The sequence below is a fragment of the Pseudodesulfovibrio sp. 5S69 genome (genome assembly GCF_037094465.1).
Taxonomy (GTDB): domain Bacteria; phylum Desulfobacterota; class Desulfovibrionia; order Desulfovibrionales; family Desulfovibrionaceae; genus Pseudodesulfovibrio; species Pseudodesulfovibrio methanolicus.
Window position 1 is genome coordinate 2,029,745 of the sequence record NZ_CP146609.1, and the last position, 26,257, is coordinate 2,056,001.

Annotated in this window: 26 protein-coding genes, 1 tRNA gene and 1 pseudogene; 14 read left to right on the top strand and 14 right to left on the bottom strand. The window is 63.8% G+C overall.

Features of this window, described 5'->3' with window-relative positions:
* The first annotated feature begins 97 nt into the window (after positions 1–97).
* Positions 98–907 carry an AmmeMemoRadiSam system protein B gene (amrB, locus tag V8V93_RS09600; protein WP_338670119.1) on the top strand — a complete coding sequence of 270 codons (810 nt, stop codon included), beginning with the start codon at positions 98–100 and terminating at the stop codon, positions 905–907.
* Between the two features lie 96 nt (positions 908–1,003).
* Here the strand turns inward: amrB and uxx1 are convergent, their stop codons facing one another.
* The 12 genes and pseudogenes from uxx1 to V8V93_RS09660 all read right to left on the bottom strand — a co-directional run bounded on the left by uxx1 (position 1,004) and on the right by V8V93_RS09660 (position 12,111).
* A complete protein-coding gene (gene uxx1, locus V8V93_RS09605; RefSeq protein ID WP_338670180.1) occupies positions 1,004–1,207 on the bottom strand; it encodes a UXX-star selenoprotein family 1 in 204 nt (67 codons plus the stop codon).
* 178 nt (positions 1,208–1,385) lie between these two features.
* Positions 1,386–3,617: pseudogene (gene pnp, locus V8V93_RS09610) on the bottom strand (polyribonucleotide nucleotidyltransferase); the annotation flags it as partial.
* A gap of 254 nt (positions 3,618–3,871) precedes the next feature.
* A complete protein-coding gene (rpsO, locus tag V8V93_RS09615) occupies positions 3,872–4,141 on the bottom strand; it encodes a 30S ribosomal protein S15 (protein WP_338670120.1) in 270 nt (89 codons plus the stop codon).
* A gap of 65 nt (positions 4,142–4,206) precedes the next feature.
* On the bottom strand, positions 4,207–5,148 hold the full coding sequence (gene truB / locus V8V93_RS09620; RefSeq protein ID WP_338670121.1) for a tRNA pseudouridine(55) synthase TruB: 942 nt from the start codon (positions 5,146–5,148) through the stop codon (positions 4,207–4,209).
* Positions 5,149–6,117 carry a DHH family phosphoesterase gene (locus tag V8V93_RS09625; RefSeq protein WP_338670122.1) on the bottom strand — a complete coding sequence of 323 codons (969 nt, stop codon included), beginning with the start codon at positions 6,115–6,117 and terminating at the stop codon, positions 5,149–5,151. It abuts the gene before it with no gap.
* Entirely contained in the window at positions 6,092–6,433 is a 342-nt protein-coding gene (gene rbfA / locus V8V93_RS09630) for a 30S ribosome-binding factor RbfA (RefSeq protein WP_338670123.1), read from the bottom strand. The genes V8V93_RS09625 and rbfA overlap by 26 nt, the downstream gene beginning before the upstream one ends.
* Positions 6,434–6,444: 11 nt before the next feature.
* The gene (locus V8V93_RS09635; RefSeq protein ID WP_071546836.1) at positions 6,445–6,738 is read right to left on the bottom strand and encodes a DUF503 domain-containing protein; all 294 of its coding nucleotides are present in this window, start codon (positions 6,736–6,738) and stop codon (positions 6,445–6,447) included.
* A gap of 70 nt (positions 6,739–6,808) precedes the next feature.
* Positions 6,809–9,718 (bottom strand): translation initiation factor IF-2, encoded by a 2,910-nt coding sequence (infB, locus tag V8V93_RS09640; protein ID WP_338670124.1) that lies wholly within the window; start codon positions 9,716–9,718, stop codon positions 6,809–6,811.
* Between the two features lie 4 nt (positions 9,719–9,722).
* Positions 9,723–9,959, bottom strand: a complete 237-nt coding sequence (locus V8V93_RS09645) for a YlxR family protein (protein ID WP_338670125.1) — start codon at positions 9,957–9,959, stop codon at positions 9,723–9,725.
* Between the two features lie 20 nt (positions 9,960–9,979).
* Complete coding sequence (nusA, locus tag V8V93_RS09650; RefSeq protein ID WP_338670126.1) at positions 9,980–11,410, bottom strand: transcription termination factor NusA; 1,431 nt, start codon at positions 11,408–11,410, stop codon at positions 9,980–9,982.
* 54 nt (positions 11,411–11,464) lie between these two features.
* Complete coding sequence (gene rimP, locus V8V93_RS09655; protein WP_338670127.1) at positions 11,465–11,923, bottom strand: ribosome maturation factor RimP; 459 nt, start codon at positions 11,921–11,923, stop codon at positions 11,465–11,467.
* Between the two features lie 112 nt (positions 11,924–12,035).
* Positions 12,036–12,111, bottom strand: a tRNA-Gly gene (locus V8V93_RS09660).
* A gap of 190 nt (positions 12,112–12,301) precedes the next feature.
* Here V8V93_RS09660 and V8V93_RS09665 point away from each other — a divergent pair.
* The 11 genes from V8V93_RS09665 to fliW all read left to right on the top strand — a co-directional run bounded on the left by V8V93_RS09665 (position 12,302) and on the right by fliW (position 22,687).
* Positions 12,302–13,024: a flagellar hook-basal body protein gene (locus V8V93_RS09665; protein ID WP_338670128.1), complete on the top strand. Its 723-nt coding sequence runs from the start codon at positions 12,302–12,304 to the stop codon at positions 13,022–13,024.
* Positions 13,025–13,041: 17 nt separating this feature from the next.
* The gene (gene flgG / locus V8V93_RS09670) at positions 13,042–13,824 is read left to right on the top strand and encodes a flagellar basal-body rod protein FlgG (protein ID WP_338670129.1); all 783 of its coding nucleotides are present in this window, start codon (positions 13,042–13,044) and stop codon (positions 13,822–13,824) included.
* Between the two features lie 36 nt (positions 13,825–13,860).
* Positions 13,861–14,874, top strand: coding sequence for a flagellar basal body P-ring formation chaperone FlgA (gene flgA / locus V8V93_RS09675; protein WP_338670130.1), 1,014 nt, complete (start codon positions 13,861–13,863; stop codon positions 14,872–14,874).
* 15 nt (positions 14,875–14,889) lie between these two features.
* A complete protein-coding gene (locus V8V93_RS09680) occupies positions 14,890–15,585 on the top strand; it encodes a flagellar basal body L-ring protein FlgH (RefSeq protein WP_338670131.1) in 696 nt (231 codons plus the stop codon).
* A 58-nt stretch (positions 15,586–15,643) separates the two neighbouring features.
* A complete protein-coding gene (locus tag V8V93_RS09685) occupies positions 15,644–16,801 on the top strand; it encodes a flagellar basal body P-ring protein FlgI (RefSeq protein ID WP_338670132.1) in 1,158 nt (385 codons plus the stop codon).
* A gap of 1 nt (position 16,802) precedes the next feature.
* Complete coding sequence (locus V8V93_RS09690; protein WP_338670133.1) at positions 16,803–17,546, top strand: rod-binding protein; 744 nt, start codon at positions 16,803–16,805, stop codon at positions 17,544–17,546.
* A gap of 77 nt (positions 17,547–17,623) precedes the next feature.
* Complete coding sequence (flgN, locus tag V8V93_RS09695; RefSeq protein WP_338670134.1) at positions 17,624–18,103, top strand: flagellar export chaperone FlgN; 480 nt, start codon at positions 17,624–17,626, stop codon at positions 18,101–18,103.
* Entirely contained in the window at positions 18,103–20,238 is a 2,136-nt protein-coding gene (flgK, locus tag V8V93_RS09700) for a flagellar hook-associated protein FlgK (RefSeq protein ID WP_338670135.1), read from the top strand. The genes flgN and flgK overlap by 1 nt, the downstream gene beginning before the upstream one ends.
* A 15-nt stretch (positions 20,239–20,253) precedes the next feature.
* A complete protein-coding gene (flgL, locus tag V8V93_RS09705; RefSeq protein ID WP_338670136.1) occupies positions 20,254–21,921 on the top strand; it encodes a flagellar hook-associated protein FlgL in 1,668 nt (555 codons plus the stop codon).
* 104 nt (positions 21,922–22,025) lie between these two features.
* Positions 22,026–22,268 (top strand): carbon storage regulator CsrA, encoded by a 243-nt coding sequence (csrA, locus tag V8V93_RS09710; RefSeq protein WP_071546860.1) that lies wholly within the window; start codon positions 22,026–22,028, stop codon positions 22,266–22,268.
* Complete coding sequence (gene fliW, locus V8V93_RS09715) at positions 22,268–22,687, top strand: flagellar assembly protein FliW (protein ID WP_338670181.1); 420 nt, start codon at positions 22,268–22,270, stop codon at positions 22,685–22,687. Before csrA ends, fliW begins: the two co-directional genes overlap by 1 nt.
* 23 nt (positions 22,688–22,710) lie before the next feature.
* Here fliW and flgM read toward each other — a convergent pair whose 3' ends face one another.
* Positions 22,711–23,019, bottom strand: coding sequence for a flagellar biosynthesis anti-sigma factor FlgM (flgM, locus tag V8V93_RS09720; RefSeq protein ID WP_338670137.1), 309 nt, complete (start codon positions 23,017–23,019; stop codon positions 22,711–22,713).
* 28 nt (positions 23,020–23,047) lie between these two features.
* A complete protein-coding gene (locus tag V8V93_RS09725) occupies positions 23,048–23,458 on the bottom strand; it encodes a DVU0524 family FlgM-associated protein (RefSeq protein WP_338670138.1) in 411 nt (136 codons plus the stop codon).
* A 165-nt stretch (positions 23,459–23,623) separates the two neighbouring features.
* On the opposite strand from V8V93_RS09725, the gene V8V93_RS09730 reads away from it, so the two are divergent.
* On the top strand, positions 23,624–24,487 hold the full coding sequence (locus V8V93_RS09730) for an NAD(+)/NADH kinase (protein ID WP_338670139.1): 864 nt from the start codon (positions 23,624–23,626) through the stop codon (positions 24,485–24,487).
* 2 nt (positions 24,488–24,489) lie between these two features.
* Positions 24,490–26,253, top strand: coding sequence for an ARMT1-like domain-containing protein (locus V8V93_RS09735; protein ID WP_338670140.1), 1,764 nt, complete (start codon positions 24,490–24,492; stop codon positions 26,251–26,253).
* The last annotated feature ends 4 nt before the right edge of the window (positions 26,254–26,257 follow it).

Here is a 26,257-nt window from a genome sequence, read left to right on the forward strand (position 1 = left end):
CGAACGAAATATTTTCGTTTGTGGGTTTGGCTGCGCGCGATAATGTGGTAGGCAGTGTGTGAGGCTGATTGAAACGACTGTTTGTTGAGGTGGAGATATGGACAGACATCCCATTGTTGCCGGACGGTTTTATGATGCGCAGCCCGAGCAGTTGCACGCCACGGTGGACGGGTACCTCGCCCAGGCCGGGGAGAGGCAGGCGGACCGGACCCTGCTGGCCATGGTGCCCCATGCCGGATACGTCTACTCCGGGGCGGTTTGCGGCAAGACTCTGGGCGCGGCCAACCTCGCGCCCACCGTGCTCCTGCTCGGCCCCAACCACACCGGGCGGGGCGAGCGGTTCGCCCTGTGGCCCGACGGGGTCTGGATCATTCCGGGCGGCTCTCTGCCCGTCGACACAGGGCTGGCCCAGGCCCTGCTCGACGCGGACCCGGCCATCAAGGAAGACACCTCGGCCCACATGGGCGAGCATTCCCTCGAAGTGACCCTGCCGTTTCTGCACCGGCTGAATCCGGCGACGACCATCGTACCCATCTGCATCTCCGCGCCCACCCTGGAGTCCCTGGAGCGGGTGGGCAACGCCATTGGCCGGGCTCTGGTCGACTTCGGGGCGCCCGTGTCCATCGTGGTCAGTTCGGATATGAGCCACTATATCTCCAGCGAGGACGCCCGCAAGATGGACGGCATGGCGCTGGAGCCGATGATGACCCTGAACCCGGCCGTGCTCTACGATACCGTGCGTTCCCGGCACATCTCCATGTGCGGGGTGCTGCCCATGACCACCGGGCTGTTCGCGGCCAAGGTCATGGGCGCGACCCACGCCGAGCTCGTGGCCTACGCCTCCTCGGGCGAGGTCTCCGGCGACTTCGAACAGGTGGTGGGCTACGCGGGCGTACTGGTCGGCTAGCCCGGGCCGCCCGTTCCGTCCTGCGCGGTAAAGAAAAAAGGCCATCGTTCGGATGGCCTTTTTCATGCCCCGGCAGCCCGCCGGGGATCAGACGTGTCAGGACCCCCGCCTGAAGCCGACGCAGGCCTTTCCGTCCTCGACGATGACCGGGATGCGCCGCTGCCCGTCCGAGAGCCTGAGCATCTCCTCCAGGTTGGTCTCCGAGGCCAGGATGTCCACGAAGCGCGCCCCGGGGTAGGCGGCCAGAGCCCGCTTGGTGTGCGGGCAGGTGGGTTTGCCGTAAATCACGATCTCGCTCATGGGGCTCTCCTGTTCGCCGATGAGGATACCACCCAACCTCGTCCCGGCACAACCCCCGCGAGGTGGCGGACCGTGCCGGGAAGGAAGACCGGAAGGACCGGAGGCGACAAAAAAAGCCCTGCCCGGCGTGAGCCGGGCAGGGCGCTTCAGTATCGTTGACGGATCGGGCCTGGCGGCGGTCGCGGCCGCGGCCGCCCCGGCTGTCGCGGCGTCCGCCGCGGTCGTTCCGGCCGCCCCGATCGTCCCGGTCGCCGCCGCGCGGCGCGGGACGCTTGAAGTCGTCCAGGTTGACTTCCTGGCCGGCCTCTTCCATGAGCCAGGCCTTGCGGGACAGGCGGATGCGTCCGCCGGGCTCCAGCGAGATGCACTTGACCATGACTTCCTGGCCGAGCTGGACCACGTCCTCCACGCGCTCGACGCGGTCGAAGTCCAACTGGGAGATGTGCAGCATGCCTTCCTGGCCGGGCAGGATCTCGACCAGCGCGCCGACCTCGAGGATCTTGCGCACCACGCCCTTGTAGTTCTTGCCGGGCTCGGGCTTCTGGTCGTAGTACAGGACCATTTCCTTGGCCTTTTCCATGGACGCCAGGGTCGGGGCGAAGATCGAGATCTTGCCGGAATCCTCGATGTCGATGTCGGCTTCGGTCTCGGCGGTGATGGCCTTGATATTCTTGCCGCCGGGTCCGATGACCGAGCGGATCTTTTCGGGATCGATGTACACCACGGCCATCTGCGGGGCCAGGTCGGACAGTTCGGCGCGCGGCTTTTCCAGCACCTCGGCCATGTGGTCGAGGATGTGGGTGCGGGCTTCCTTGGCCTGGTACAGGGCCTTCTTGAGGACCTCCTGCGGGATGCCGGCGATCTTGATGTCCATCTGGATGGCGGTGATGCCGTCACGGGTGCCCGCGACCTTGAAGTCCATGTCGCCGAGCGCGTCCTCGTCGCCGAGGATGTCGGTCAGGACGAAGTATTCGTCGCCTTCTTTGCACAGGCCCATGGCGATACCGGCCACCGGCTCGGAGATGGGCACGCCCGCGTCCATCAGGGACAGGGTTGCGCCGCACACGCTCGCCATGGACGAGGAGCCGTTGGACTCCATGATCTCGGAGACCACGCGGATGGTGAACGGGAACTCGTCGGGGCTGGGCAGCACCGGGGAGATGGCGCGTTCGGCCAGGGCGCCGTGGCCCACTTCGCGGCGGGAGGTGCCGCGCAGCATGCGGGCTTCACCGACGCAGTAGGGCGGGAAGTTGTAGTGCAGCATGAACCGCTTGGTGGCGTCGCCGAGCAGGGAGTCGTAGCGCTGCTCGTCGCGGGTGGAGCCCAGGGTGGCAACGGCCAGGGAGCAGGTCTCGCCGCGGCGGAACAGGACCGAGCCGTGGGTCTGCTGGAGCAGGCCGACCTCGATGGACAGCGGGCGCACCGTGGTGGTGTCGCGGCCGTCGATGCGCAGCCCTTCCTTGACGATGCGCTCGCGCACGATCTTTTTGGTCATGTCGCCGACGATGTCGCCGACGGCGGCCAGCTTGGCCTCGTCGTCCGGGAACTTCTCGGCCACGGCCTCCTTGGCCTTCTGCTTGGCCGCGTCCTTGGCGGCGTAGCGGACCATCTTCTCGGGGGTGGTCAGGGCCTTTTCGAGATCGGCGGTGATGACCTCGCCGAGGTACTCGGCCACTTCCTCGTCGCGCTCGGGGGCGGAAACCTCGATCTTGGGCACGCCGACCCGTTTGCGCAGCTCGTCCTGGATGTCGAAGAGCGGGCGGACCTGCTCGTGGCCCCAGGCCAGGGCGTCGGCGACCAGGTCTTCGGAGACGAAGTTGCCGCCGCCTTCGACCATGACCATGGCCTCGCGGGTGGCCGCGAAGACGAGGTTCAGGGAGGAGCGCTCCTCGATGCCCCGGTAGGAGGGGTAGAGGACGAACTCGCCGTCCACGTAACCCACGCGGGCGCCCACGATGGGGCCGAGGAAGGGCATCTTGGAGATGTGGCAGGCGGCGGAGGCGCCGGTCAGGGCCAGGACGTCCGGGTTGACGCGCTTGTCGGCGGACAGGACCGTGGCGATGATCTGGACTTCGTCGGCGAAGCCCTTGGCGAACAGGGGCCGGATGGGGCGGTCAATGAGCCGCGAGACCAGGGTCTCGTGCTCGGAGGGACGGCCCTCGCGGCGGAAATAGTTGCCCGGCACGCGGCCGGCGGCGTAGGCCATTTCCTGGTAGTTGCAGGTCAGCGGGAAGAAGCCCCGGTCGATTTCCAGGGGCTGGGTCACGGCCGTGACCAGAACCGTGGTCGCGCCGGAGGAAATGGTCACCGCGCCGGAGGCTTGGCGAGCAAATTTCCCGGTTTCGATGGAGATGTCGATGTCGCCGACGGTCGCGGTGACCTTGGTGGCATCGAAAGGAATCATCGTCATAGAGATTCTCCTGCCTTGGTTTAAGGCAATAAAGGTGAATCACTTTCTGCGATACTCCCTCTGGTGGGGTTAGCCGGCTTGGGGAGGAGCTTTTGGGGCAATCGGGAAGGGTATTCCCAAAAACGCCTTCCGCAGCCAACTAAACAGGGCGTGGGGATTGCGGAGCGGTGTCCGGAAAGACGGCTCCGACGCAGAAAGTGACGTACGTAACGGGGGAGGTTTGACCCTCCCCCGAACATCAATTCTTCAAAGAACTACTTGCGCAGGCCAAGGCGGCCGATGAGCTCGCGGTAGCGCGTGATGTCCTTGTTTTGCAGATACTTGAGAAGTTTCCTGCGCTGCCCGACCAGTTTCAACAGGCCGGTGCGGGAGTGGTGATCCTTCTTGTGGGTCTTGAAGTGTTCGGCCAGGTAGGTGATGCGCGCGGTCAGCAGCGCGACCTGGACCTCGGGGGACCCGGTGTCGCCTTCGCAGGTCTTGTACTCGTCAATAATCTTCTGTTTGTCTTCAGCAGTCATCACCACAGCGATATCCTCCTAAGTTGGATGTTGCTTGTTATATTGTGCCGGACCGTGCGCTCTTGAGCGGATCAGTCCCGGTTCCAGAGTCCCCGGAGAATGGCCCATCTGGGCTTGCCGTCCTGGAGTTTGGCCTCCACCAGGGCCAGCGGTTCGTCGTCGGGACCGAGCAGCATGGCCTGGTCGCCGACTTCGCCCGCGAGCAGGGTGCCCGGCTGATCGGCAACCGGCAGCCAGGACCCGTTCATGACGAGCCCGGCCAGCGGTTCGGTCAACCGGAACCTGGGCCAGTGGGGCAGGGTGTCCCGCAGGGGAATCACCCGTTCCGGAAACAGTTCCGGATTCTCCAGGACGTCCTCCAGGGTATATGCCTGTTCGAGCCGGAAAGGCTCGCTGGCTTCCCTGACCAGGCTGGTCAGCGCCGCACCGCACCCCATTCGAGTCCCCAAGCTGTGGACCAGGGATCGTATGTAGGTGCCCGCGGAACAACTGACCCTGAATGCCGCTTCGGGCAAATTCACGTCCAGCGCTTCCACATGAGAAATAACAATGGGCTTGGTCTTGACCGGTGTTTCCCGGCCCTCGCGGGCCAGGGCGTACAACGGCGTGCCCTTGTATTTGGCAGCCGAATAGGCAGGAACCTCCTGCTCTGTCAACTCTTTCCAATACAAAATTTCACGTTCGACATCGCCGGGCGCCGCCTCCACCGGGCTTTCCTTGACCACTTCTCCTTGAATATCAAGAGTGTCGGTGGTTATTCCGAGCCGAAACGTGCCGGAATAGGTTTTGGTCCCGCCGGTCAGGTACGGCGCGAGCTTGGTGGCGTTCCCGAGCAGAACCAGGAGCACGCCCCGGGCCATGGGGTCCAGGGTCCCGCCGTGGCCGATCTTGTACTGCTTGAGGCGGTGCTTGATGTCGTTCAGGCAGGCGGCCGAGGTGGGGCCGGACGGCTTGTTCAGGATGAGCAGGCCGTCGAGCTGTTCGGCGCTACGCTTGTTGCGTCTGCGTCCCATCTAGGCGATCCCCAATTGGTCGGCCACGGCCTGCACCAGCCGAGCCTTGGCCTCGGCCAGGGGGGCCTTGATGGACCCGCCCGCTGCGTTCCTGTGCCCGCCGCCGCCGAATTTCGCGGCCACCTTCTGCACATTGTCCTCGCCGAAGGAGCGCAGGCTGAACTTGTAGAAATCCGGCCCCTCCTCGCGCAGGACGGCGGCCACGCGCACGGTCTTCAGGCGGCGCAGGAAATTGATCAGGTTCTCGGTGTCCGCGTTGGTGGTCCCGGTGCGGGCGAACATCTCCCTGGTGATCACCGTGGCGCTGACCCGTTTGTCCAGGAAGAGCTCCATGGCCCCCATGGCTTCGGTCCACAGCTTCATGCGGTTCTCGGACCACTGCTTGGTGATGCGCTCGTTCATCAGCGCGATGTCGAGCCCGTCGCGAAGCATGCGCGCGGCCAGCTCCAGGGACTCCGGGGTGGTGTTGCCGTAGGTGAAGAAGCCGGTGTCCGTGGCCACGGCCAGGTAGACGCACTCGGCCAGGGGGCCGGTCAGGGGGACGCCGAGGGCTTCGGCGAGCAGGGCGACCATTCCGCCCACGGCGGGCTGGGTGGCGTCCACCCAGTTGATCTCGCCGAACTCGTCGTTGCCCAGGTGGTGGTCGATGTTGACGAACCGGGTCTCGTCCGAGCGGGCGGCCAGGGTCTCGCCCATGCGCTCGCCGCTGCCGCAGTCCAGAACCAGGGTCCAGGCGGGCAGGGTTTCGGGCAGCTCGCGCTCGATGGGCGCGGGCATGTCGATGAAGGCGTATCGCGAGGGCAGGCCGGACGGATTGTACAGGCGGACCTTCTTGCCCATGGCGGCCAGGACGTGGCCCAGGGCGCAGATGGACCCGATGGCGTCGCCGTCGGGGCTGTAGTGCGAGGCGACCAGAAACTCGTCGTGGCCGCGGATGATCTCGCTAATCCGTCGGATGGGATTTTCCATAGACCACGTCCTCAAGGAATTCGTCGAACTGGAACCGCAGTTCCGGAGTGTATTGCAGCTTCAGGATGCGTCCGAGCCGGGAGCGGAGAAAGCCGGTGGCCCGCTCCAGGCCCTCCTGGACCTCCTTGCGGTGTTCGGCGTCGCCGGACACGGTGTAGAAAATTTCGGCGATGCGCAGGTTGGCGTTCATGCGCACGCCGGACAGGGTGACGAGGTTCAGGCGCGGGTCGGCCGCCTCCTCCACGAGCAGGGTGCCGATCTCACGCATGATCTGGTCGCCCATGCGGACGGCTCGTCTCGAACCGGATGCTTTCATTGCCTTGTCCTCTACTCGGTATCCGAGAAAATTTCCGTGTTGCAGCGGGTCAGTTCCGCCGGGGAGATGGCTTCCACCATGGCCAGGGCCTTGGACAGGGTGCTCTCCACCCGGGCCGATTCATTGGCCGTGGTGACCACGGCCAGGACCAGCTTGTCATGGACGTCGAGCGCGTCCACCTCGGCCACGGAAACGTTGAACTTGTTCCTGAGCTTCTGTTTCAGGCTCAGGGACACCTTGCGCTTGCCCTTGAGGGAGCGGTTGCCGTGGAGCCTGAACTCGAGGTGGAGAACGCCGATGATCATGCCGGTCTCCTAAAATAAACACGGGCGGCCCATTGTGCAATGAGCCGCCCGCAATTTTTCGTCCGTTATGCTAGTCGATGGTGCGGGCGACTTCCTTGGTCTCGAAGACCTCGATGGTGTCGCCGACCTTGACGTCGTTGAACTTCTCCAGGCCGATGCCGCACTCGTAGCCCTTGGCCACTTCGCGGACGTCGTCCTTCTCACGGCGCAGGGACGCGACCTCGCCGGTGTAGATGACCACGCCGCCGCGCAGCAGCCGGGCCTTGCCTCCCCTGGTGATTTTGCCGTCGGCCACGAAGCAGCCGGCGATCATGCCGACCTTGGGCACGCTGAAGGTGGCGCGCACCTCGGCCTGGCCCAGGTAGACCTCCTCGATGTCCGGGGTGAGCATGCCGCTCATGGCGTCCTTCACTTCCTGCACCAGCTTGTAGATGATGTCGTAGAAGCGGATTTCCACGCCTTCCTGTTCGGCGATCTGCTTGACCTTCAGGTTCGGGCGCACGTTGAAGCCGATGATGATGGCCTCGGAGGCACCCGCCAGAAGGATGTCGGACTCGGTGATGGCGCCTGCGCCGCCGTGGACGACGCTGATCTTGACCTCGTCCGTGGACAGCTTGTTCAGGGCCTCGGTCACGGCCTCCAGCGAACCCTGCACGTCGGCCTTGAGCACCAGGTTCAGGGTCTGGGCCTCGTCGTTGGGCTTGGAGGCCAGGAAGGACTCCAGGGTGACCTTGGTCTTGGCGGACAGGATCTTCTCGCGCTGCTTCATGGCGCGGGACTGCGCGATGCGGCGGGCGACCTTTTCGTCGTCCACCACGAAGAGCTCGTCACCGGCCTCGGGCAGGCCGTCGAAGCCCTGGATTTCCACGGGCATGGCCGGTCCGGCGGATTTGATTTTCTTGCCCTGGTCGTTGAACATGGCCCGGACCTTGCCGAAGTGGATGCCGGACACGAAGCTGTCGCCCTGGTTCAGGGTGCCTTCGCTGATGAGCATGGTGCCCACCGGGCCGCGACCCTTGTCCAGGCGCGCTTCGACGATGTGGCCACTGGCGTGCTTGTCCGGGTTGGCCTTGAGCTCCATGACCTCGGCCTGGAGCAGGACCATCTCGAGCAGCTCGTCGATGCCTTCCTTCTTTTTGGCCGAGACGTGGGCGAAGATGGTGTCGCCGCCCCATTCCTCGGGCGCCAGGCCGAGTTCGGCCAACTCGCGCTTGACGTTGTCCGGGTTGGCCCCTTCCTTGTCCATCTTGTTCACGGCCACCACGATGGGCACGCCGGCCGCCTTGGAGTGGGAAATGGCCTCGCGGGTCTGGTCCATGACGCCGTCATCGGCGGCGACCACCAGGATGACGATGTCGGTCACCTGGGCACCGCGCATGCGCATGGTCGTGAAGGCCTCGTGGCCGGGGGTGTCCAGAAAGACGATCTCGCCCCGGTTGGTCTGGACGTGGTAGGCGCCGATGTGCTGGGTGATGCCGCCCGCCTCGCCGTCCGTCACGTTGGACATGCGGATGGCGTCGAGCAGGGAGGTCTTGCCGTGGTCGACGTGGCCCATGATGGTCACCACGGGCGGACGCGGCTTGAGATCTTCATCCTTGTCCGCCTCGGTGGGGGCCAGGAATTCCTGCTCGTCGAAGGAGACGTTCTCCACCTCGTAGCCGAACTCGCCGGCCAGCAGGGAGGCGGTATCCAGATCGAGCGACTGGTTGATGGTCGCCATGACGCCCATGCCGAACAGGGCCTTGATCAGGTCCTGGGCCTTGGTGCCCATCTGGTGAGCCATGTCGGCCAGGCGGATGGCCTCGTCGAACTTGATCTTGCGCTTGGCGGCCTTCATGGGCTGCGCCTGGCTCTGCTCCGGCTGCATAACCTGTTGTCCGCGACGGCCCTTTTTCTTGCGGCCCTTGCGGCCCTGCGGGAAATTGGTGTCGTTGTACAGCTTGTTGGTATGATCCTGGCCGCCGTCGGTGGCGAATTCCACCACGCGACGGTCCTTCTTGCCTTTTTTCTTCTTGCTGCGGCCGTCGGACACGGCCGGATCCGGGACCGGACTCGGTGCGCCGCCGGGACCGGGGCGTCCACCGGGACGGGCACCGGCGGGGCGGCCGGCGCCGGGACCGGGACGTCCGCCGGGACGTCCGCCGGGACGTCCGCCGGGACGGCGTTCGGGCTGGGTCATCTTGGCCGCCTCGCGGGCCTGCACCTCGGCCTCGGTGGGCATGGAGATGATCTTGACCTTGGGGGCTTCGGGTTCCCGTTTCTTCTTTTTCTTCTTCTTGGGTTCGCCCTTTTCCGCCTTCTGCTCCTCGGGAGCGGCTTCGGCGTCCTGGGGAGTGGCCTTCTCGGGGGCCGCCTCTTCGGAGACCGGCGCTTCGGGTTCGGCAACGGCCTCCGGCTCGGGAGCGGCTTCGGGCTCAGGCTGGGCTTCGGCAGGCGCGGGTTCGGGAGCGGCCTCCGCTACCACAGCTTCACCGGCCGGGGCCTGTGCGGCCTCGGCGGCTTCCGTTTCGGGGGCCTCTTCGGGCTCCTCCACGGCGGGCTTGATGATCTTGACCTGGGGGGCTGCCTTGCGCGGGGCCTTCTTGGGGGCGGGCTCCTGCGCGGGTTCCGCGACGGTCTCCTCGGTCACCTTTTCGGCGGGTGCGGCCTCGACGGCTTCGGGCGCAACTGTCTCCGGGACGGACTCCTCCGGCTCCTCGGGCGATTCCTCGACCTCGGGCACGGCTTCCTCCCCCCTGGGAGCTTTCGCTTTTTTGCGCCTGCGCCGGATGATGACGCCGGACTCGCCCACACGGCGGACTTCCTTCTTGCCGGAGCCGCCTTTCTTCAATTCCGCCTTGAGGCGGTCCACATCTTCGTCTTCCACGACGGTCTTCTGGCTTTTCGCCTGAACGCCGATCTCACGAAGCTGCTGAATGATCTCCTTGTTGCTGAGACCAAGCTCAGCAGCCAAGTCTTCTACCCGAACCTTCGCCGTCATCTAATCACCTCGCACGTTTCTTCATCAGACCCAGGAGCATCTTGGGAAATCGCTCCCTGCACCGGGCCTGGCCGCATACGTAATATCCACGTCCCGGCCTGTTCATGGCCGGGTCCGGCACCGGGCTTGCGTCCGGTACGCTCAAGTCCTCCGGGCGTACGTACCGCGTCAGTTCCGCTTTCGGGAACCGTTTGCGGCAGACGACGCACATGCGCTCGGGACTGTGCCCCTTGTTGGCCATGCGCCGTCCCCGTCCGGAGTCTATTGTTTCTCCGCGCCTTCGGCGGGAGTCTCGGTTTCCGTTTCCTCGGTCTCGTCCTCGGTCTCGTCCTCGGTCTCGTCCTCGGTCTCTTCTTCGGCCGTTTCCTCGGTCTCGTCCTCGGTCTCTTCTTCGGCCGTTTCCTCGGTCTCGACCACCTCTTCCTCGACGGTTTCCGTCTCGGGCTCGTCCGCCTCGGCTTCAAGGCCGGGGGCAAGCATGTTGATGGCCAGGCGTATGTCGCCGATCTTGGACTCGGTCATGCCGCGGATGTCCAGGAGCTCTTCGTCCGTGGCCTGGACGATGGAGTCTATGGACTCGAAGCCCGCATTGAAGAAGTTCTCCATGGAGACCTCGGCCACGCTGGCGATCTGGTCCATGCCCTTTCGGGCGGCGTTGAGCTCGCCGTACCGGGATTCCGTGAAAATGTCTATTTTCCAGCCGAGGAGCTTGGCGGCCAGCTTGACGTTTTGTCCCTTGCGGCCGATGGCCAGGGTCAGCTGATCGTCGGGGCAGACCACTTCCAATGCCTCTTCCTCGTCGTCCACGGTGATCCGGGAGATCATGGCCGGGGACAGGGCGTGCTGGGCGTACATGGCGATGTCCGGAGACCAGACCACGATGTCGATGCGTTCGCCCTTGAGCTCCTGGACCACGTTCTGGATGCGGGAGCCGCGGATGCCGACGCAGGCGCCCACCGGGTCCACGTCGCGGTCGCGGGACATGACGGCCACTTTGGCGCGCAGGCCCGGATCGCGGGCCACACCCATTATTTTGACCGTGCCGTCGGCCACTTCGGGAACCTCGCGCTTGAACAGCTCGATCATGTAGTCCGGGTGGGACCGGGACACGACGACCTGCGGTCCGCGCGACTCCTTCAATACATCTATGATATAAGCCTGCACCCGGTCGCCGCGCTTGTAGCGCTCCCTGGGGATCTGCTCCTCCTTGGGCAGGAGCGCCTCGGTCCGGCCGAGGTTGATGATCCAGCCGGTGCGGTCGCGGCGCTGGATGATGCCGCTGGCGATCTCGGACACGCGGTCCTTGTACTCTTCGTAAATGATTTCCTGCTCGGCATCGCGCATGCGCTGGATGATGACCTGCTTGGCCGACTGCGCGGCGATGCGGCCGAGATCCTCGACCTTGACCGGGAAGCCCATCTCGTCGTCCAGCTGGGCGTTGGGGTCGTGGGCCACGGCGTCCTCGAGCGAAATTTCGCTGACGGGGTCGTGCACCTCGTCCACGACCACCTTGAACTCGAAGACCTCGATCTCGCCGAGCTCTTCGTTGAAGGCCACCTCGATGTCCATGGTTTCGCCGTACTTCCGGGCCACGGCCGACCGGACGGCCTCCTCAAGGGTGTCGATCAGCAGGTCGCGGTCGATACCCCTGTCCTTGCTAATCTGGTCGATGGCTCTTTTCAGCTCCGACATGATAAACCTCCGCTTGTGCCGGTCGGGGCCTGTCCCCTCCGGCAGTGATATCTGCTAAAATTCGTGGACCAGGGTGATCTTCTTGATGGCGGTCCAGTCGAAGTTCATGGTCCGGTCGTCGACGTTCACGGTGACAGTGTCGCCCGCGACCCCGGCCAACTCGCCCTTGAATTTGCGCCGGTCGTCCATGGGCTCGAAGAGCAGGACGTCGACCTTGCGGCCGACATAGTCGGCCAGTTGGGCCGGGGCGAAGAAGATACGCTCCAGTCCGGGCGAGGAGACCTCGAGCACGAAGGCACCGGGAATGACGTCCTCGACCTCGAGCATGAGCCCCACCTGGCGGCTGACTTCGGCGCATTGGTCGATGTTCACCCCGCCGGGGGCGTCGATGTATATGCGAACGACGCGCTTCTTGCCCGAAGACGGGGAACTCAGTCCCCAAAAGACATAGCCGAGGTTTTCCACCTCGGGCCGGATCATGTCCGACAACATTTCTTCGAACGTCTGACGCATCGCTCCGATTCTCCCGCCGGACCGGGACCCGGTCCGGCAAATAAAAAAGGTGAGCCCGAGCTCACCTACGCGAACCCCGCAGGGTTCTTTTATTGAACCCTGCGAAAGGCTTTGGAGCGGGTGACGGGGGTCGAACCCGCGACACCAAGCTTGGGAAGCTTGTACTCTACCAACTGAGCTACACCCGCTTGGAAACGAGCCTATTTATACATATATACCCAGGTTGTCAACAACCATCGTGAAGGTTCTCGCCGGGCCCCGAAAATGGTCTCCGCCCGTTGGCATGCATAGTGCAATTCCTCCGTCGAACAGGAGGATCGCCCTATGCGGGACAGTACACAAAGCGCCATTTTCGGGGCTTTATCCAATGAATTGAGGATGTCATCCATCGCCAATAATTTGGCGAACGTGAACACGTCGGCCTTCAAGAAAGACAAGCTGGCCTTCCACGACACCTTTATTCGCTTTGCCCATGATTATCTGGTGGATGAGAAAACCTACATCCGTGGCGAGAAGCTGTTCCCCGAGGGGCACATCATGGCCAAGGCGCGCCTTTCCGCCCAGCAGGTCGACCTGTCCCAGGGCAGCCTGGAGCGTACGGGCAACCAGCTCGATTTCGCCCTGTCCGGACCGGGGTTCTTCACCATCCAGGGCGACGGGGAGATGCTCTACACCAGGGCCGGGAATTTCATCACCGACGCGGACGGGATGCTTCGGACCATGGACGGGAATCCGGTCATGGTCGGCGGCGGACCTCTGCTTGTTCCGCAGGGCGGCGACGTCCAGGTGGACTCCAGCGGCAACATCACCGTCAACGGTGCGCCGGCCGGGGCCTTCGACCTGGTGGATTTACCCGACCCGGCCCAACTCGAGCGGGTGGGCTCCAACAGCTACCGTGCGCTCGACGGGGGGGGCGGAGTGCCGCCCGAGGACGTGACCGTGGCCCAGGGCTTCATCGAGAAATCCAATGTGGAGGTGGTCACGGAGATGGTCTCCATGATCGAAACACAGCGGGCTTTCACCATGTATACCAAGATGATCCAGGCAGACAACGAGCTGGATACCAAACTGATCACCCAGGTGGGACGCCCCACCGTCTAGCATAGGAGGCTTGTACCATGATGCGTTCCCTGTGGACTTCCGCCACCGGCATGATCGCCATGCAGACCCAAATCGACACCCTGTCGAACAACCTGGCCAACGTCTCCACCACCGGCTTCAAGAAGAGCCGGGCGGAGTTCGAGGACCTCATGTACCAGACGCTGAAGGTGGCCGGCACCCAGAATCCGGACGGCACCCGGACCCCCGTGGGCATGCAGGTCGGCATGGGCGTGCGCCCCGTGTCCGTGCACAAGTTCTTTACCCAGGGCGATTTTCAGAACACCGGCAACCCGCTGGACATGGCCATCGAGGGCAAGGGCTTCTTTCAGGTCATGATCAACGGCGATCCGGTCTACACCCGCGACGGTTCCTTCGAGTTGGACGACCAGGGCCGCGTGGTCACGGCCGGGGGGTATCCGTTGCAGCCGGAGTTCACCGTCCCCCCCGAGACGTCCAGCGTGTCCATTTCCGAGACCGGAACTATCTCCGCTCTGGACAAGGACGGCACCGTGCTGGCCACTGCGGACATCGACCTCTACCGGTTCCAGAACCCGGCCGGGCTCATCTCCACCGGGCGGAATTTCTACCGCGAGAGCGAGGCCTCGGGCGTGGCCGTGGCCGGAACGCCGGGCGACGAGAACTACGGGACCATCGCCCAGGGATTCCTGGAGGGGTCCAACGTGGAGATGGTCGACGAGATGGTCGGCCTGATCGTGGGCCAGCGCGCCTTCGAGATCAACTCCAAGGCCATCACCACCTCGGACGGCATGTTGCAGACGGCCATCAACATCAAGCGATAGCGGCGGGTCGGGGAGATCACGCCGCAAGGCAGGTTCATGTCTATGTGGAGCAAGCAGAATCAGCGCAGCAACCAACCCGGTGCGGTCCGGTACGTCCTCGCGGCGTGCCTGGCCCTCCTCCTGTTGTCCGTGCCCGCCCTGACCGGCGCGGCCAAGGGGAACCGGTGGAAGGGGCTGGTCCGGAACGTGGCCTGCGTCAAGGGACCGGACGTCCTGCTGGGCGAGATCGCGGACCCGGTGGACGACGCGGCCCGACGCCAGTGGCCGACCCTCTCGGCCATCAAGCTCTGGAAAGCCTCGGACCGGAAAGGCCACGTGGTCACCGTACCCAGGGACAAGCTCGCGAAGGTCCTCAAGTACTACATGGGCGACGTGGCGGACAACCTGGCCCTGCCGAGCCAGTTGACCGTGCAGACCGGCGGCCGGGTGATCGACGAGGCCGAGTTGAAGGCGCGGATAGTCGCCTTTTTGACGCCGCGGTCCAAGGACCTGGGCGGCGATGTGAAATTCAAGATGCTCCAGATGCCACACTACGTTTTTTTCCCCAATGATTACGACAAGCTGGTCGTCAGTATGCGCGACGATATCGCGCCCGGACGCAACGAGATCGCCCTCAGCGGGATGACCCCGGACGGCAAGGTGGTTTCGCGGCGTTCCGCCGTGGTCTTCGCCGACGTATGGAAGGCCGTGCCCGTGGCCGCCCGGCCCATGAACCGCATGGAGCGGGTGACCCGGGACAAGGTCACCTTCCGGCGCATGAACATGGCCTACAACCGCGACGTCTGGGACGGCACGGGCGGGCCGTGGCGCATGGCCCGGACCCTGGGGCGGGGTCAGGTCTTCACCATGTCCAACCTGGAGCCGGTGCCGCTCATCGAACGGGGCGAAATGGTCAACCTGGTCTACAACGGGCGCAAGGTCCGGCTGTCGGTCAAGGCCGAGGCCTTGGCCGAGGCCGGGGTGGGGCAGCAGGTGGAAGTCCGCAACACGCAGAGCAACAAGATCATCCTGGCGACCGTCGTGGACGGCGAGACCGTGGTCGTCAGGTAGACAAGGAGCATCGTCATGAGACGCTATTTTCTGATAGTCATGGCCGCCATCCTGCTGGCTTCGGGCTGCGCCCGGAAGTATGAGAACGAGCCCATGCCCGTGCTCACGCCGCCCGTCTACGAGGAGCAGGACCCGGCGTCCAATCCCGGTTCCTTGTATGACTCGAACCGCTCCGAGTTCCTGTACGACGACAACCGCGCCAGCCGCGTGGGCGACATCGTCCTGGTCCAGGTGGCCGAGACCGCGACCACCAAGATCAAGTCCGAGACCACGGCCGACAAGTCCAACGACATCAACACCTCGGTCTCGGCCATGCCGTCCACCGGGCTGATCGGGAACGTGCCCCTGGCCGGGACCCTGGGGGCCAAGGCGGGCGTCGGCATCGTGGCCAACCAGTCCTCGAAGCTGTCGGGCACCGGCGAGACCAAGCAGGAGTCCAATTTCGAGGCCACGGTGGCCACGCGCATCGTGCGCAGGCTGCCGGGCAACATCCTGCAGGTGGAGGGCGCGCGCCGCATCCGGGTCAACAACGAGACCCAGTTCCTGGTGGTCCGCGGCCTGATCCGCCAACGCGACATCTCGTCAGGCAACACCATCCCGTCCACCAGCCTGGCCGAGGCCCAGATCGAGATCTACGGCCAGGGCGTGCTGGCGGACAAGCAAAAGCCCGGTTGGCTGTCGCGCATCCTGGACAACGTGTTTCCGTTCTAGCCTGACGGCCCGAACGCGCATCGAAGTAATTGAAGAAGAGGTTCGAGGAGTGAACGCCATGACCCTGAATGAACGCATCAACCCCGTAGACTCCGGCGAAGCGGCCAGGACGCTGGTTCTGGCGGCGCTGTTCGTGGCGCTGGTCCTGTACCTGGCCTTCGTGTTCGCCCCGGCCGAGGCCCGGGCGGCCCGGCTCAAGGATATCGCCAGCTTCAGCGGGGTGCGCAACAACGAACTGGTGGGCTACGGCCTGGTGGTCGGCCTGGCCGGCACGGGCGACGGCACGTCGAGCACGTTCACCATGCGCTCCATGGCCAACATGCTGGAGAAGATGGGCGTGGAAACCAATCCCAACGACCTCAAGCCCAAGAACGTGGCCGCGGTCATGGTCACGGCCAAGATGCCGGTCTCGGCCAAGCCGGGTTCCAACCTGGACGTCACGGTCTCGTCGCTCGGCGACGCCAAGTCCCTGCTCGGCGGGGTCCTGCTGGTCACGCCCCTCAAGGGACTGGACGGACAGGTCTACGCCGTGGGCCAGGGTGCCCTGACCATCGGCGGCTTCAACGTGGCCGGCGCGGCTGCCAACGCCCAGCAGAACATCCCCACCGTGGGCCGTATCCCCAACGGCGCGGTGGTGGAGCGCGGCGTGCCCTTCAAGTTCAACAACCAGGATCACATGACCGTGAACCTGGACGTGCGCGATTTCGGCACGACCATGCAGGTGGTCAACAAGATCAACGCCAGTATGGGCGGTCAGTTCGCCAAGGCCAAAGACATCGCCACCATCGACCTGGAGCTGCCCGACCGGTTCCGCGGCAACATGGTCCCGCTGATGGCCTCCCTCGAGGACCTGGATATTTCGCCGGACGGCAAGGCCAAGGTGGTGGTGGACGAGAAGACCGGCACCGTGGTGCTCGGCCAGGACGTCCGTCTGAGCCGCGTGGCCGTGGCCCACGGCAACCTGCAGATCGTGGTCTCCGAGACCCAGCAGGTCAGCCAGCCCGGCCCGTTCTCGGACGGCACCACCGTGGTCACGCCCCAGACCGACATCCAGGTCCAGCAGCAGAACAAGCAGTTGATGCTCATGGAGGGCGCCACCCTGCAGGAGCTGGTCGACGGCCTGAATTCCATCGGCGCGACCCCGCGCGACCTGATTTCCATCATCCGCACCCTCAAGGCGGCGGGCTCCCTGCATGCCGAAGTGGAGGTTATCTAGCATGATCAACGCCACCCTCGACCCCCGACTGGCCGCGAGCACGGCCGAGACCAAGGACCTTGCCCGGTTCAAGTCCGAAATGGACGGGCTCAGGAAGAACCTGTCCGGCGGGGACCCGGACAAGCTGGCCAAGCTCAAGAAGGCCTGCCAGAACTTCGAGGCGGTCTTCATCGGCAAGCTCTGGGACCAGATGAAGCAGACCGTGCCCAAGGAGGGCTACCTGCACTCCAAGCAGGAGGACTCCTACATGTCCATGTTCAACCGCGAGTTTTCGGAAAAGATGGCCCAGGCGGGCGGCATCGGACTGGCGGACATGATTTACGCCCAGCTCAGCCAAAAGCTCAAGCAGGCCAGCCGGGAGACCCTGGCCGGCGGGGTGGAGATCAACCCGGTCAAGGAAGAGGGCATCGCCCTGAAGCGGGGCACGCAGCCCATCCCCCTGGACCGCTCCCAGGGCATGACCCTGGAGGACTGGGGCGGCAACTCGGTGGCGGACGATTCCAAAGGCACGGCCCCCATGGAGGCGCCCGCCGAGGATGGGCGCAAGAGCGGCGTGCCCGGCGTGTTGAGCGACGTGGAGGTCAAGGCCCGGCTTGAGACCCTGACCCGCAAGCTTGAGGCCCGGCGCATTCGCGACGGGCTAGCCGGGGCAACGCCGGTGGGCAGGCACAGCGGCGGCTACGCGGCCGAAGGCGCCGGGGAAGACGATGGCAAGGTTGGCCGGAAACTTGCAGAAATTGGATGAGCTCCTGGGAGCGATTATTGGTAAAGATTAATTTTTGTTAAGAAAGTATAACAAGTTAGACATGACGAGGTAGCAGGATGATCCGTCTGATAGAGGAAAATTTGGTCCGCCAGAACAAGGCCATGCTGCTCATGTATTTCCTGCTTGAGGAAGAATTTTCCCGCCTTACTCAACTCAAGCCCCAATCCGTTTCCCAGGTGGAGCTGTCCATCCAGGAACTGATGCGCCAGGTGGCGGGCGAGCGGGCCTCCCTGCGCCGTCTGGTCGCCCGCGTGCAGCCCTCGGCCCAGCGGGTTCGGGAGATCATGCCCGGCCTGAGCGAGGAAGAGGCCGGTTCCATCACCGAGCTCCTGGCGCGCCTCGACGAGACCGAGCAGAAGTGCGGGGTCCAGGCCGCCAAGAACCAGCAGATGGCCATGGCCCTCTTTGATCAGTCCAAGGGACTGCTCAATTTCATGCACAACCAGATCAAGCCCAAGTCCACCACGGCCTACGCACGGACCGGCCGGTTCGCCAAGGGCATCAATGATGCGCGCCTGTTGAGCGGGAGACTGTAATGTCCTTCGGCGCCAACTCCATCCTGGACATGGGCCGGTGGGCCCTGTTCGCCTCGCAGGTCCAACTGCAGGTCACGGGCGAGAACATCTCGAACGTGAACACCGACGGCTATTCGCGCCGTTCGGTGAATCTGGAGGAGGGGCCCTACATTGATTACTCGCCCGGCCAGCTCGGCACGGGCGTCAAGGCCACGGAGGTGGCCCGGCATTTCGACGAGATGGTCGAGGCCATGTACCTGGGGCAGTCCTCCCTGAGCAACATGTGGGGCAATCTCTTCGAGCAGCTCAAGGGCGTGGAGAACCTGCTCAACGAGTCCAGCGGCAGCGGCGTGAGCGACGCCCTGTCCCAGTATTTCAATTCCTGGAACGAGGTCTCCCAGCGGCCCGACAACTACGGGGCGCGGCAGACCGTGGTCAACGACGCGGCCACCCTGATCACCACCCTCAAGGCCGTGGACACCAACCTCTCGCTCATGCAGGAGCGGATCAACGGCGAGGTCTCGGCCCAGGTGGCCAAGGCCAACGGCCTGATGCAGGATATCGCGGACCTCAACCGGGAGATCCAGGTCCACGACGTGCCCGGCCAGAACAACGCCAACGCCCAGTACGACGAGCGCGCGCGCAAGGTCCGCGCCCTGGCCGAACTGGTGGACATCAAGACCATCGACAACGGCGGCGGCAACTACACGGTCCTGACCCAGTCCGGGCAGACCCTGGTGGACGCGGAGAGCGCCTTTTCCCTGGATTTCCGGGCCCCGGCCAAGGTCAAGGATCTGCGTCCCGACTCTACCTTCGACGGCAACGTCTATTTCGACGGCAACGACGACTACGAGTACACCATCGAGTTCCTCTCCTCCAACGCGGGGGACCCGGTGGGGCAGGTCGGCTCGGGCGCCGGCGCGGCGCAGTTCCGCGTCTCCTTGGACGGCGGCGTGACCTGGCTGGCCAACGAGGACGGCTCCGAACGGCGTTTTTACGCCCGTGAATACGATGACCGGGTCAACGTCGAGGGCTTGCAGCTCTGGTTCGGCTCCAACGCCGGGGCCCAGGGCTCGCCCTCGGGCACCTTCGTGGACGGCGACCGGTTCGTCATCAGTCCGCACCAGGGGCTGTACTGGGTGCAGAACACCTCCCACGCCGAGGAGATCACCCCACAACTGCACTTCAACGGTGAGGAGAACACCCAGCGGCTCACCGGCGGGTCCATCGCCGCGCTGCTCTCCTTCCGCGACAACTATGTGGGCAAGTACCGGTCCAAGCTGGACGAGCTGGCCGGGGCGGTCATCTGGGAGACCAACCGCAGGCACAGCCAGGGCGCGGGGCTCCAGGCCTTCACCGTGGTCGACGGCACCTACCAGGTGGACTACACCGACAAGGCGCTGGGCAGCGATTCCACCGGCTTGGCCTTCGGCGACAAGCTCCAGTCCGGCAGCTCCTTCATGTACGTGTACAACGAGTCCACCGGGCTGCTGGCGTCGAGCGCGGCGCTGGACTTCGACGGCAGCGGCGGGACCTTCAACCCGGAAATCCACTCCCTGGAGGACGTGCGCGACGCCTTCAACCGGACCTATGCGGGCGCCATCAACGCCACCATCGTCAACAACAAGCTGCGCCTGGAGGCCGAGGACGGCTACACCTTCGCCTTCGGCACGGATTCGGCCGGAATCTATGCGGCCTTGGGGCTGAACACCTTTTTCAAGGGGAAGGACGCCAACACCATGGCCGTCAACGAGAAGATTTCGGGCGACCTGGACTATCTGGCCACGGGCCACGTGAACGGGGCGGGCGAGATGAACGCCGGCGACAACACCACGGCCCTGTCCATGTACGCCATGCGCGAGGCCAACGTGACAACCACCACGGCCTTCGAGGGGACCACGTCGCAGACCATCCTCGATTATTACAACGGCATCGTGGGCAACGTGGGCACGGACACCAACCGGGCCAAGTTCAACCAGAATTTCTACCAGACCCTGGCCAACGACCTGAATGACCGCCAGCAGGAGATCTCGGGCGTGAACCTGGACGAGGAAATGAGCGACCTGATCAAGTACCAGGCGTCCTACACGGCGGCGGCCAAGCTCATCACAACGGCCGACCAGATGCTCCAGACCATCCTGTCGCTCAAACCGTAGGCGGGAGACAAGGCTATGCGCGTAACGCAACAGATGCTCTTCGACCGATACGTGTTCAACCTGAACACGTCCCTGACTTCGCTCATGGACCTGAACGTCAAGGCCCAGACGCAGAAGGACATCAACAAGCCCAGCGACGATCCCACGGGCATGACCCGCATCCTGGACCACCGCGACACCCTGCGTTCGTTGGACCAGTACGGGGAGAACATCTCCACGGCCAAGGGCTGGCTGGGCAGCGCGGACGAGGCCCTCATGCAGGTCTCGACCATCCTGACCCGGGCCAAGGAATTGGCCACCCAAGTGGCCACCGGCACCGTGGACGCGGACAACCGCGAGCAGGTCAGCTACGAGATGCGCTCTCTGTTCGAGCAGCTCATCAGCCTGTCCAACTCCGACTTCGAGGACAAGTCCATCTTCGCCGGGCACAAGACCGATGGCTCGGCCTTCAAGCAGATCATGTGGCTGACCACCAACGACGAGGACTTCGGCCGCAACGCCGAGTTCACGGTCAACGGCTCCTCGGACACCACGGTCCTGGTCCAGTATTACGATACCACCGGGGCCACGCCCGTGGGCGGCAACATGAACCTGGCCGATCCCAACTTGGGTGTGCGCTACTCCATCGACGGCGGGCGCACCTGGAAGACGGACGCGACCATGAATTTCACGGGCAGCGAAGGGATCCTGAATCTGCCCCAGAGCGGCACCAGCGTGAGCTTCCACGGGGATACCGCCATCAAGGTCAACGACCGCAACGATGTGTCCGTTTCCGACGGTACCTGGATGTGGATCCGGCCATCGGCCCAGTACATCGGCGACGACGAGGACGCGCCGCCCCTGGTGGACTCCCTGGGGCCGGGCGTGGATTTGGTTTCGGCCGCAGCCTCGGGCTCCTTCCTGGACTCCAACGTGACCATCCGCATCGACAACCAGTCGAGTGTGCGCATGGACGAGGCTATCCAGTATTCCTACAGCCTGGACGGCGGCATCAACTGGGTGACCGGCAACGTGGCCCAGGCCGACACCTCGGCCAACGAGGCCGTGCTTTCCGTGGCCAACGGCGGCATCCTGACCCTGACCTCCAACGGCTCCAACCAGTTGCAGCCGGGCCAGCAATTCGTCATCCGCCCGCACGTGGCGGCCATCAACCTGGACGTCTCGGCCAGCGAGCAGATCCAGGTCAACAACGTGGGCAAGGACGTCTTCGGCGGCATCTACATGGACCCGGATACCATCCTGTCGTCCAACGGCTCCATCCTGACGCTCGGCAGCCTGAACGCCGGCCGGGTGTTCCAATCCAACGGCGCGCCGAATATGGCCCTGTCCATCCAGGGCCAGGACGAGGACTCCATGAACCTGTTCGAGGTCATGGGAAACCTGGTGGCCTTTGCCGAGACCAACAACCAGACAGGCTGCCAGCAGTCTCTGTCCAACCTGGTCAAGGTCCAGGCGCATATCGTGAACTCCATCGCCGTGGTGGGCGGGAGGCAGAACAGGTTGGCCATCAGCGAGAACATCGTGGACGGGCTCACGCTCAACGAGAAGACCCTGCTCAGTTCCATTGAGGACGCGGACGTGTCCGAGCTGATGACCGAGCTGGCCCAGCAGCAGATCGTCTACGAGTCCGTGCTGCGCTCGACCTCCATGATCATGCAGCTCAATCTTGCAAAATTTATATAACTTAAAGAAAATAATGCACTTTACTTGCGCGTGAACCTCATGTAGTCGGCAAGGCGTATTCCGCGAGCAAAGCGGACAAGCCGAAGGAAAGACTTGGTAACGACATGTTGATTTTAACCCGGAGACCGGGAGAAAGCCTCTACCTGGGCGACAATATCAAGCTGAAGATCCTGAGCGTTCAGGGGAAGCAGATAAAGATCGGCCTGGATGTGCCCGAAGACATGACCGTCTATCGGGAGGAGGTCTATTTGAAGATCAAGGAACAGAACCGGCAGGCGCTGGAAGTCAACCAGCAGGACCTGCTCGCGGCGGCGGCGCTATGGCAAAAGAAAGAACGCAAAAAATAATGACCCGGCTGGGCGAGCGGGAGATCAATCCCGACGCCATCCTCTATTTTCCGCGCGGACTGGTGGGGCTCGAGGACAAGCGCGAGTTCACGCTGCTTCCGGTCAGGGAAGGGGACTCGCCGTTTTTGCTGTTGCAGTGCATCACCGACCCGGGCCTCGGGCTCCTGGTGGCCGATCCCTACAGCTTTATCGACGACTATGACGTGAAGATCGAGAATCCGGACCGCAAGGCCCTGAAAGTGGAGAACATCCGGCAACTGGCCATCCTGGTGACCGTGACCATTCCACCGGACAAACCCGAAGACACCACCCTCAATCTCCAGGGGCCGATTGTCATCAACACGGAGACGAAGATAGGTCTTCAGATTCCACAGACGGAAGCGGGCTATCCCACGCACTTCCGGCCGATAGGGTCCTGATCGCCCGGTCGTTCCCTCTCAGGCTAAACCAGAAGATCGAGGTCGTCGCGAATCAGGTTCGCGGCGGCCTTCTTGATGTTGGGCTGGTAGGTCCCGTCCTTGACCTTGCGCTTGAGTTCGTCCACCTTTTCGCGGCGGACGTCGGGCGCCTCCTTGGCGGTCTGCAGGGCGGCGCCCCGCAGCCGGGCCTCGGAAGAGAGAACCACGCGATCGGCGGCCTCTCCGGAAGTCTTTACGCTTTCCTGCGCGTTGCGGACATCCTTGGCCTCCGGCCGTTCGATCTTCTTGTTTGCGTAAGGATTTTGATCCCCTACAATGTTTCGAATAACCATGTTGTACCTCCCGTTGGGGACGGGGCTATCAAAGCATGGTGCCATCCACCTTTGACAATGCTATTTCCCACAATCTCCGCAAGACCTTGTTCCTCTCGGAACCCTCGACGTCCTGCGGACCCTGTGGCGTCTCCCTGATTATCTGAACGTCGCCTCCGTCGAGCGGGTACTCGAACACGTACCGGCTGCCGAACTCGTTCTCCAGTTGGTCCAGAACCGCCTGGACCACCGGCGAACGATCGGAATTGACGATCAGGTTTTCAATGACCTCGTGGGCGATGCGCTGCACCAGTTCCCGGCGCTTGGCCTGCCGGGCGATGTCGTCCTGGGGCTCCGCACCGCCCATCGCCTGCCGGAAGCGTGCAAGTCGCTTCGCGCTCGTAAGCTGCTTTCCATAGGTGCGCAGCATGTTGCGAACATTGGCGGACGATGTATTCACGGTATTAACCCTTTCCTTGAATGATACGATCGTCCGCCTGTTGAAAAACTTTAGGGGTAAAACGAAAAAAAATCCAGAAAAGCCGGTCGGCAAAAGGGCGCACCGGCACTCTTGAAATGGAAAAAGGTTGAATGTTTCTCAAAATTTAAATAAAAAATATCCACTATGAAACGGACCGTTGGAAAAATGCTCATCGTGACCAAGCCGGGCGACAAGGCCGCCGAGGCCGTACGCACGGCCATGACCGGGTTCCTGACGGAACGGGGGGTGCCCTTCGAGACCTGTGAACACCACGCGGACTCCCGTCCGGAGTCCTGCAGGAACGAGGAGCGCATCCGCGGCCCCTTCGACCTGGCCGTGGTCCTGGGCGGCGACGGCACCTTCATCGGCGCGGCCCGGCGGCTGCTGCACTTCGGGGCTCCGCTCATGGGCGTCAACCTCGGCCGGGTGGGCTTCCTGACCCAGCTTGAGCGCGACCATTGGCGCCCGTGGCTGGCGAAGGTCCTGGACGAGGGGTTCCGGGCGGCCCACCGGCTGGTCCTCAAGTATGCCGTGGTGCGCGGCGGCGAAGCGGTCGCCAAGGGGCTGGTGATCAACGAACTGGTCGTCAGCCGGGGGGAACTGGCCCGGCTCGTCCGCCTGTCCGTGGCCTTTGATGACATCGACATTTCCAGCCTGCGGGCGGACGGACTCATCATCTCCACACCCACCGGGTCCTCGGCCTATGGGGCGTCGGCGGGCGGCCCCCTGGTTCACGCCGGGCTGGCGGCCTGCTGCGTGACCCCGGTCTGCCCCTTTCTGAACGGCTTCAAGCCCATGGTCTTTCCGGCGGACGGGGTGCTCACCGTGCGCGTGGAGGAGCAGGCGGGCGAGGTCAACCTGACCGAGGACGGCCAGGCCGGAGTGCGCCTCGAACCGGGCGACGAGGTGGTCGTGGAGAAGTCTCCCGCCGACCTGCTGGTGGTGGACCTGGGGCCGGGCGCCTATTTCGAGAAATTGAAGAAACACGGTTTTCTGAGCGAGAGGTGAACATGGGATTGGCCAAAGAGTATGATTCGGTCCTGGACATCAAATACGGGCTGGACCCTTCCTTGGACGCGTTGCTGCTCCACTTCATGTCGGAAAATCACCTGGAATACACCATCGATCCCCTGAAGAACGCCTCGGGCGAGCAGATGCGCTTCATGATCGCGCTCAAGGAGGGGGAGTTCTACGCCCCGTGCTCGGACTGGATGTTCCTCATGCTCCTGGACCAGCGGCTGCCGGACCGGCTGCTCGAAAAATACCTGGAGCAATGGAAGCTGTTCCTCCACCTGTCCCGTGATTTCTGCACGGACCGTCGGATGGCCCGGCGGTTCATCCAACTGGCCCGGCACAAGTTCCGCATGGTCCTGGCCTCGCCCATCCTCATGCCCTCGCGGCTGATGAAGTGGTTCATCACCATTTTCATGACCCAGTCCGGCATCGACGACCCCTACCTGCACATCCGCCGGGGGCTCAACCGGCGGGCCGCCGAGATGGTCGAAAGCCCGGATTTCGACGAGATGGTCCACGCCAGCCCCGCCCGCATCGATGCGGGCGGTCGGACCGACGACCTGCGCTTCATGCTCGACCGGCTTGAGATCGAGCGGCTCATGCGCATCGCCACCTTCACGGATCACTGGAACCCGGAGATGTTCTCCCTGGACGGCTTGCGCGCCTCGGGGCTGGCCGAGGAGGTGCGCGAGGGCACGGACCTTCTGAACCCCATGTTCGAGCGCCTGGGCAAGGACGGGGAGCAGCGCCGCCGCATCCTGTACCTGCCCAACCGGGCGGGCGGCATCCTGTTCGACCTCAAGGTGATCAAGGCCCTGCTTCGCCTGGGGCACCGTGTGGTCATCGCCCTGAAGGAGGGCTTCTTTTTCGATCACGTGACCTTCTGGGATCGGGACACGGACCTGGAGTTGGCCAAGGCCTTCGAAGGGGCGCACTTCGTCAGCGAGGACAAATTGTCCAAGAACGATCTGCTGGCCGTCATGGCCCGCCATCCTTTCCTGGTCATCTCCGACGGCACGCGCGAGAAGTTCAACCCCTACCGGACCTCGGTGACCTTCGCCCGGGCCTGGAAGGAGTGCGACCTGATCCTGGCCAAGGGCGAGGACACGTACGACCGGCTGATCCTCAACTCCCACGAGTTCACCCGCGACATCCTCAATTTCCGCCGGGACGAACAGGGCGCGTTCCACGTCCATTTCCGGCCAAAGCCCGAACGGGTGCTGATCTTCTCCGAACAGTACATCACCGCCAAGGCAGAGGAGATCATCCGGGAGATGCGCCGGGCTCGCTCCCAGGGCAAGACGGTCATGTTCTACTCCGGGATCATCGGCTCGGTGCCGGGCCAGACCAAGGAGGCCATCGAGGTCATCTCGACCTACGTCGAGCACCTGCGCGGCCAGTTGGACGACGTGTACATCATCAATCCCGGCGAGCACTTCGAGGAGGGCATGGACGCCGACGACCTGATGTTCATGTGGGAAAAGGTCCAGCGCAGCGGGTACATCAATGTCTGGCGTTTCCAGACGTATTTCGATATTGAAAAGAGCTTCGAGTTGATGGGGCGCAAGGTGCCCCCGGTCTGGGCCGGCAAGGACTCCACCTATTCCACGGGCTGCACCAAGGAAATGCACATCGCCCTGGACGTGCAGCGGGCCCATCCCGAGTTGCAGATTATCGGCCCGAACCCCGAGAAATTCTTCCGCAGGCGGGAGTACGGGGTGGGCAAGTTCTGCGACGTGGCCATCGACTCGTGCGGATAGGAAC

Excerpts from the sequence above, each read along its gene's own strand:
- flgK (WP_338670135.1), top strand. The coding sequence starts at position 18,103 with ATGTCCTTCGGCGCCAACTCCATCCTGGACATGGGCCGGTGGGCCCTG.
- fliW (WP_338670181.1), top strand. The coding sequence starts at position 22,268 with ATGACCCGGCTGGGCGAGCGGGAGATCAATCCCGACGCCATCCTCTAT.
- V8V93_RS09730 (WP_338670139.1), top strand. The coding sequence starts at position 23,624 with ATGAAACGGACCGTTGGAAAAATGCTCATCGTGACCAAGCCGGGCGAC.
- flgG (WP_338670129.1), top strand. The coding sequence starts at position 13,042 with ATGATGCGTTCCCTGTGGACTTCCGCCACCGGCATGATCGCCATGCAG.
- csrA (WP_071546860.1), top strand. The coding sequence starts at position 22,026 with ATGTTGATTTTAACCCGGAGACCGGGAGAAAGCCTCTACCTGGGCGAC.
- V8V93_RS09635 (WP_071546836.1), bottom strand. The coding sequence starts at position 6,738 with ATGATCATCGGCGTTCTCCACCTCGAGTTCAGGCTCCACGGCAACCGC.
- nusA (WP_338670126.1), bottom strand. The coding sequence starts at position 11,410 with ATGTCGGAGCTGAAAAGAGCCATCGACCAGATTAGCAAGGACAGGGGT.
- V8V93_RS09625 (WP_338670122.1), bottom strand. The coding sequence starts at position 6,117 with ATGGAAAATCCCATCCGACGGATTAGCGAGATCATCCGCGGCCACGAC.
- truB (WP_338670121.1), bottom strand. The coding sequence starts at position 5,148 with ATGGGACGCAGACGCAACAAGCGTAGCGCCGAACAGCTCGACGGCCTG.
- rimP (WP_338670127.1), bottom strand. The coding sequence starts at position 11,923 with ATGCGTCAGACGTTCGAAGAAATGTTGTCGGACATGATCCGGCCCGAG.
- uxx1 (WP_338670180.1), bottom strand. The coding sequence starts at position 1,207 with ATGAGCGAGATCGTGATTTACGGCAAACCCACCTGCCCGCACACCAAG.
- flgM (WP_338670137.1), bottom strand. The coding sequence starts at position 23,019 with ATGGTTATTCGAAACATTGTAGGGGATCAAAATCCTTACGCAAACAAG.
- V8V93_RS09735 (WP_338670140.1), top strand. The coding sequence starts at position 24,490 with ATGGGATTGGCCAAAGAGTATGATTCGGTCCTGGACATCAAATACGGG.
- V8V93_RS09690 (WP_338670133.1), top strand. The coding sequence starts at position 16,803 with ATGATCAACGCCACCCTCGACCCCCGACTGGCCGCGAGCACGGCCGAG.
- flgN (WP_338670134.1), top strand. The coding sequence starts at position 17,624 with ATGATCCGTCTGATAGAGGAAAATTTGGTCCGCCAGAACAAGGCCATG.
- V8V93_RS09665 (WP_338670128.1), top strand. The coding sequence starts at position 12,302 with ATGTCATCCATCGCCAATAATTTGGCGAACGTGAACACGTCGGCCTTC.
- infB (WP_338670124.1), bottom strand. The coding sequence starts at position 9,718 with ATGACGGCGAAGGTTCGGGTAGAAGACTTGGCTGCTGAGCTTGGTCTC.
- rbfA (WP_338670123.1), bottom strand. The coding sequence starts at position 6,433 with ATGAAAGCATCCGGTTCGAGACGAGCCGTCCGCATGGGCGACCAGATC.
- V8V93_RS09680 (WP_338670131.1), top strand. The coding sequence starts at position 14,890 with ATGAGACGCTATTTTCTGATAGTCATGGCCGCCATCCTGCTGGCTTCG.
- V8V93_RS09685 (WP_338670132.1), top strand. The coding sequence starts at position 15,644 with ATGACCCTGAATGAACGCATCAACCCCGTAGACTCCGGCGAAGCGGCC.
- flgA (WP_338670130.1), top strand. The coding sequence starts at position 13,861 with ATGTCTATGTGGAGCAAGCAGAATCAGCGCAGCAACCAACCCGGTGCG.
- flgL (WP_338670136.1), top strand. The coding sequence starts at position 20,254 with ATGCGCGTAACGCAACAGATGCTCTTCGACCGATACGTGTTCAACCTG.
- V8V93_RS09645 (WP_338670125.1), bottom strand. The coding sequence starts at position 9,959 with ATGGCCAACAAGGGGCACAGTCCCGAGCGCATGTGCGTCGTCTGCCGC.
- amrB (WP_338670119.1), top strand. The coding sequence starts at position 98 with ATGGACAGACATCCCATTGTTGCCGGACGGTTTTATGATGCGCAGCCC.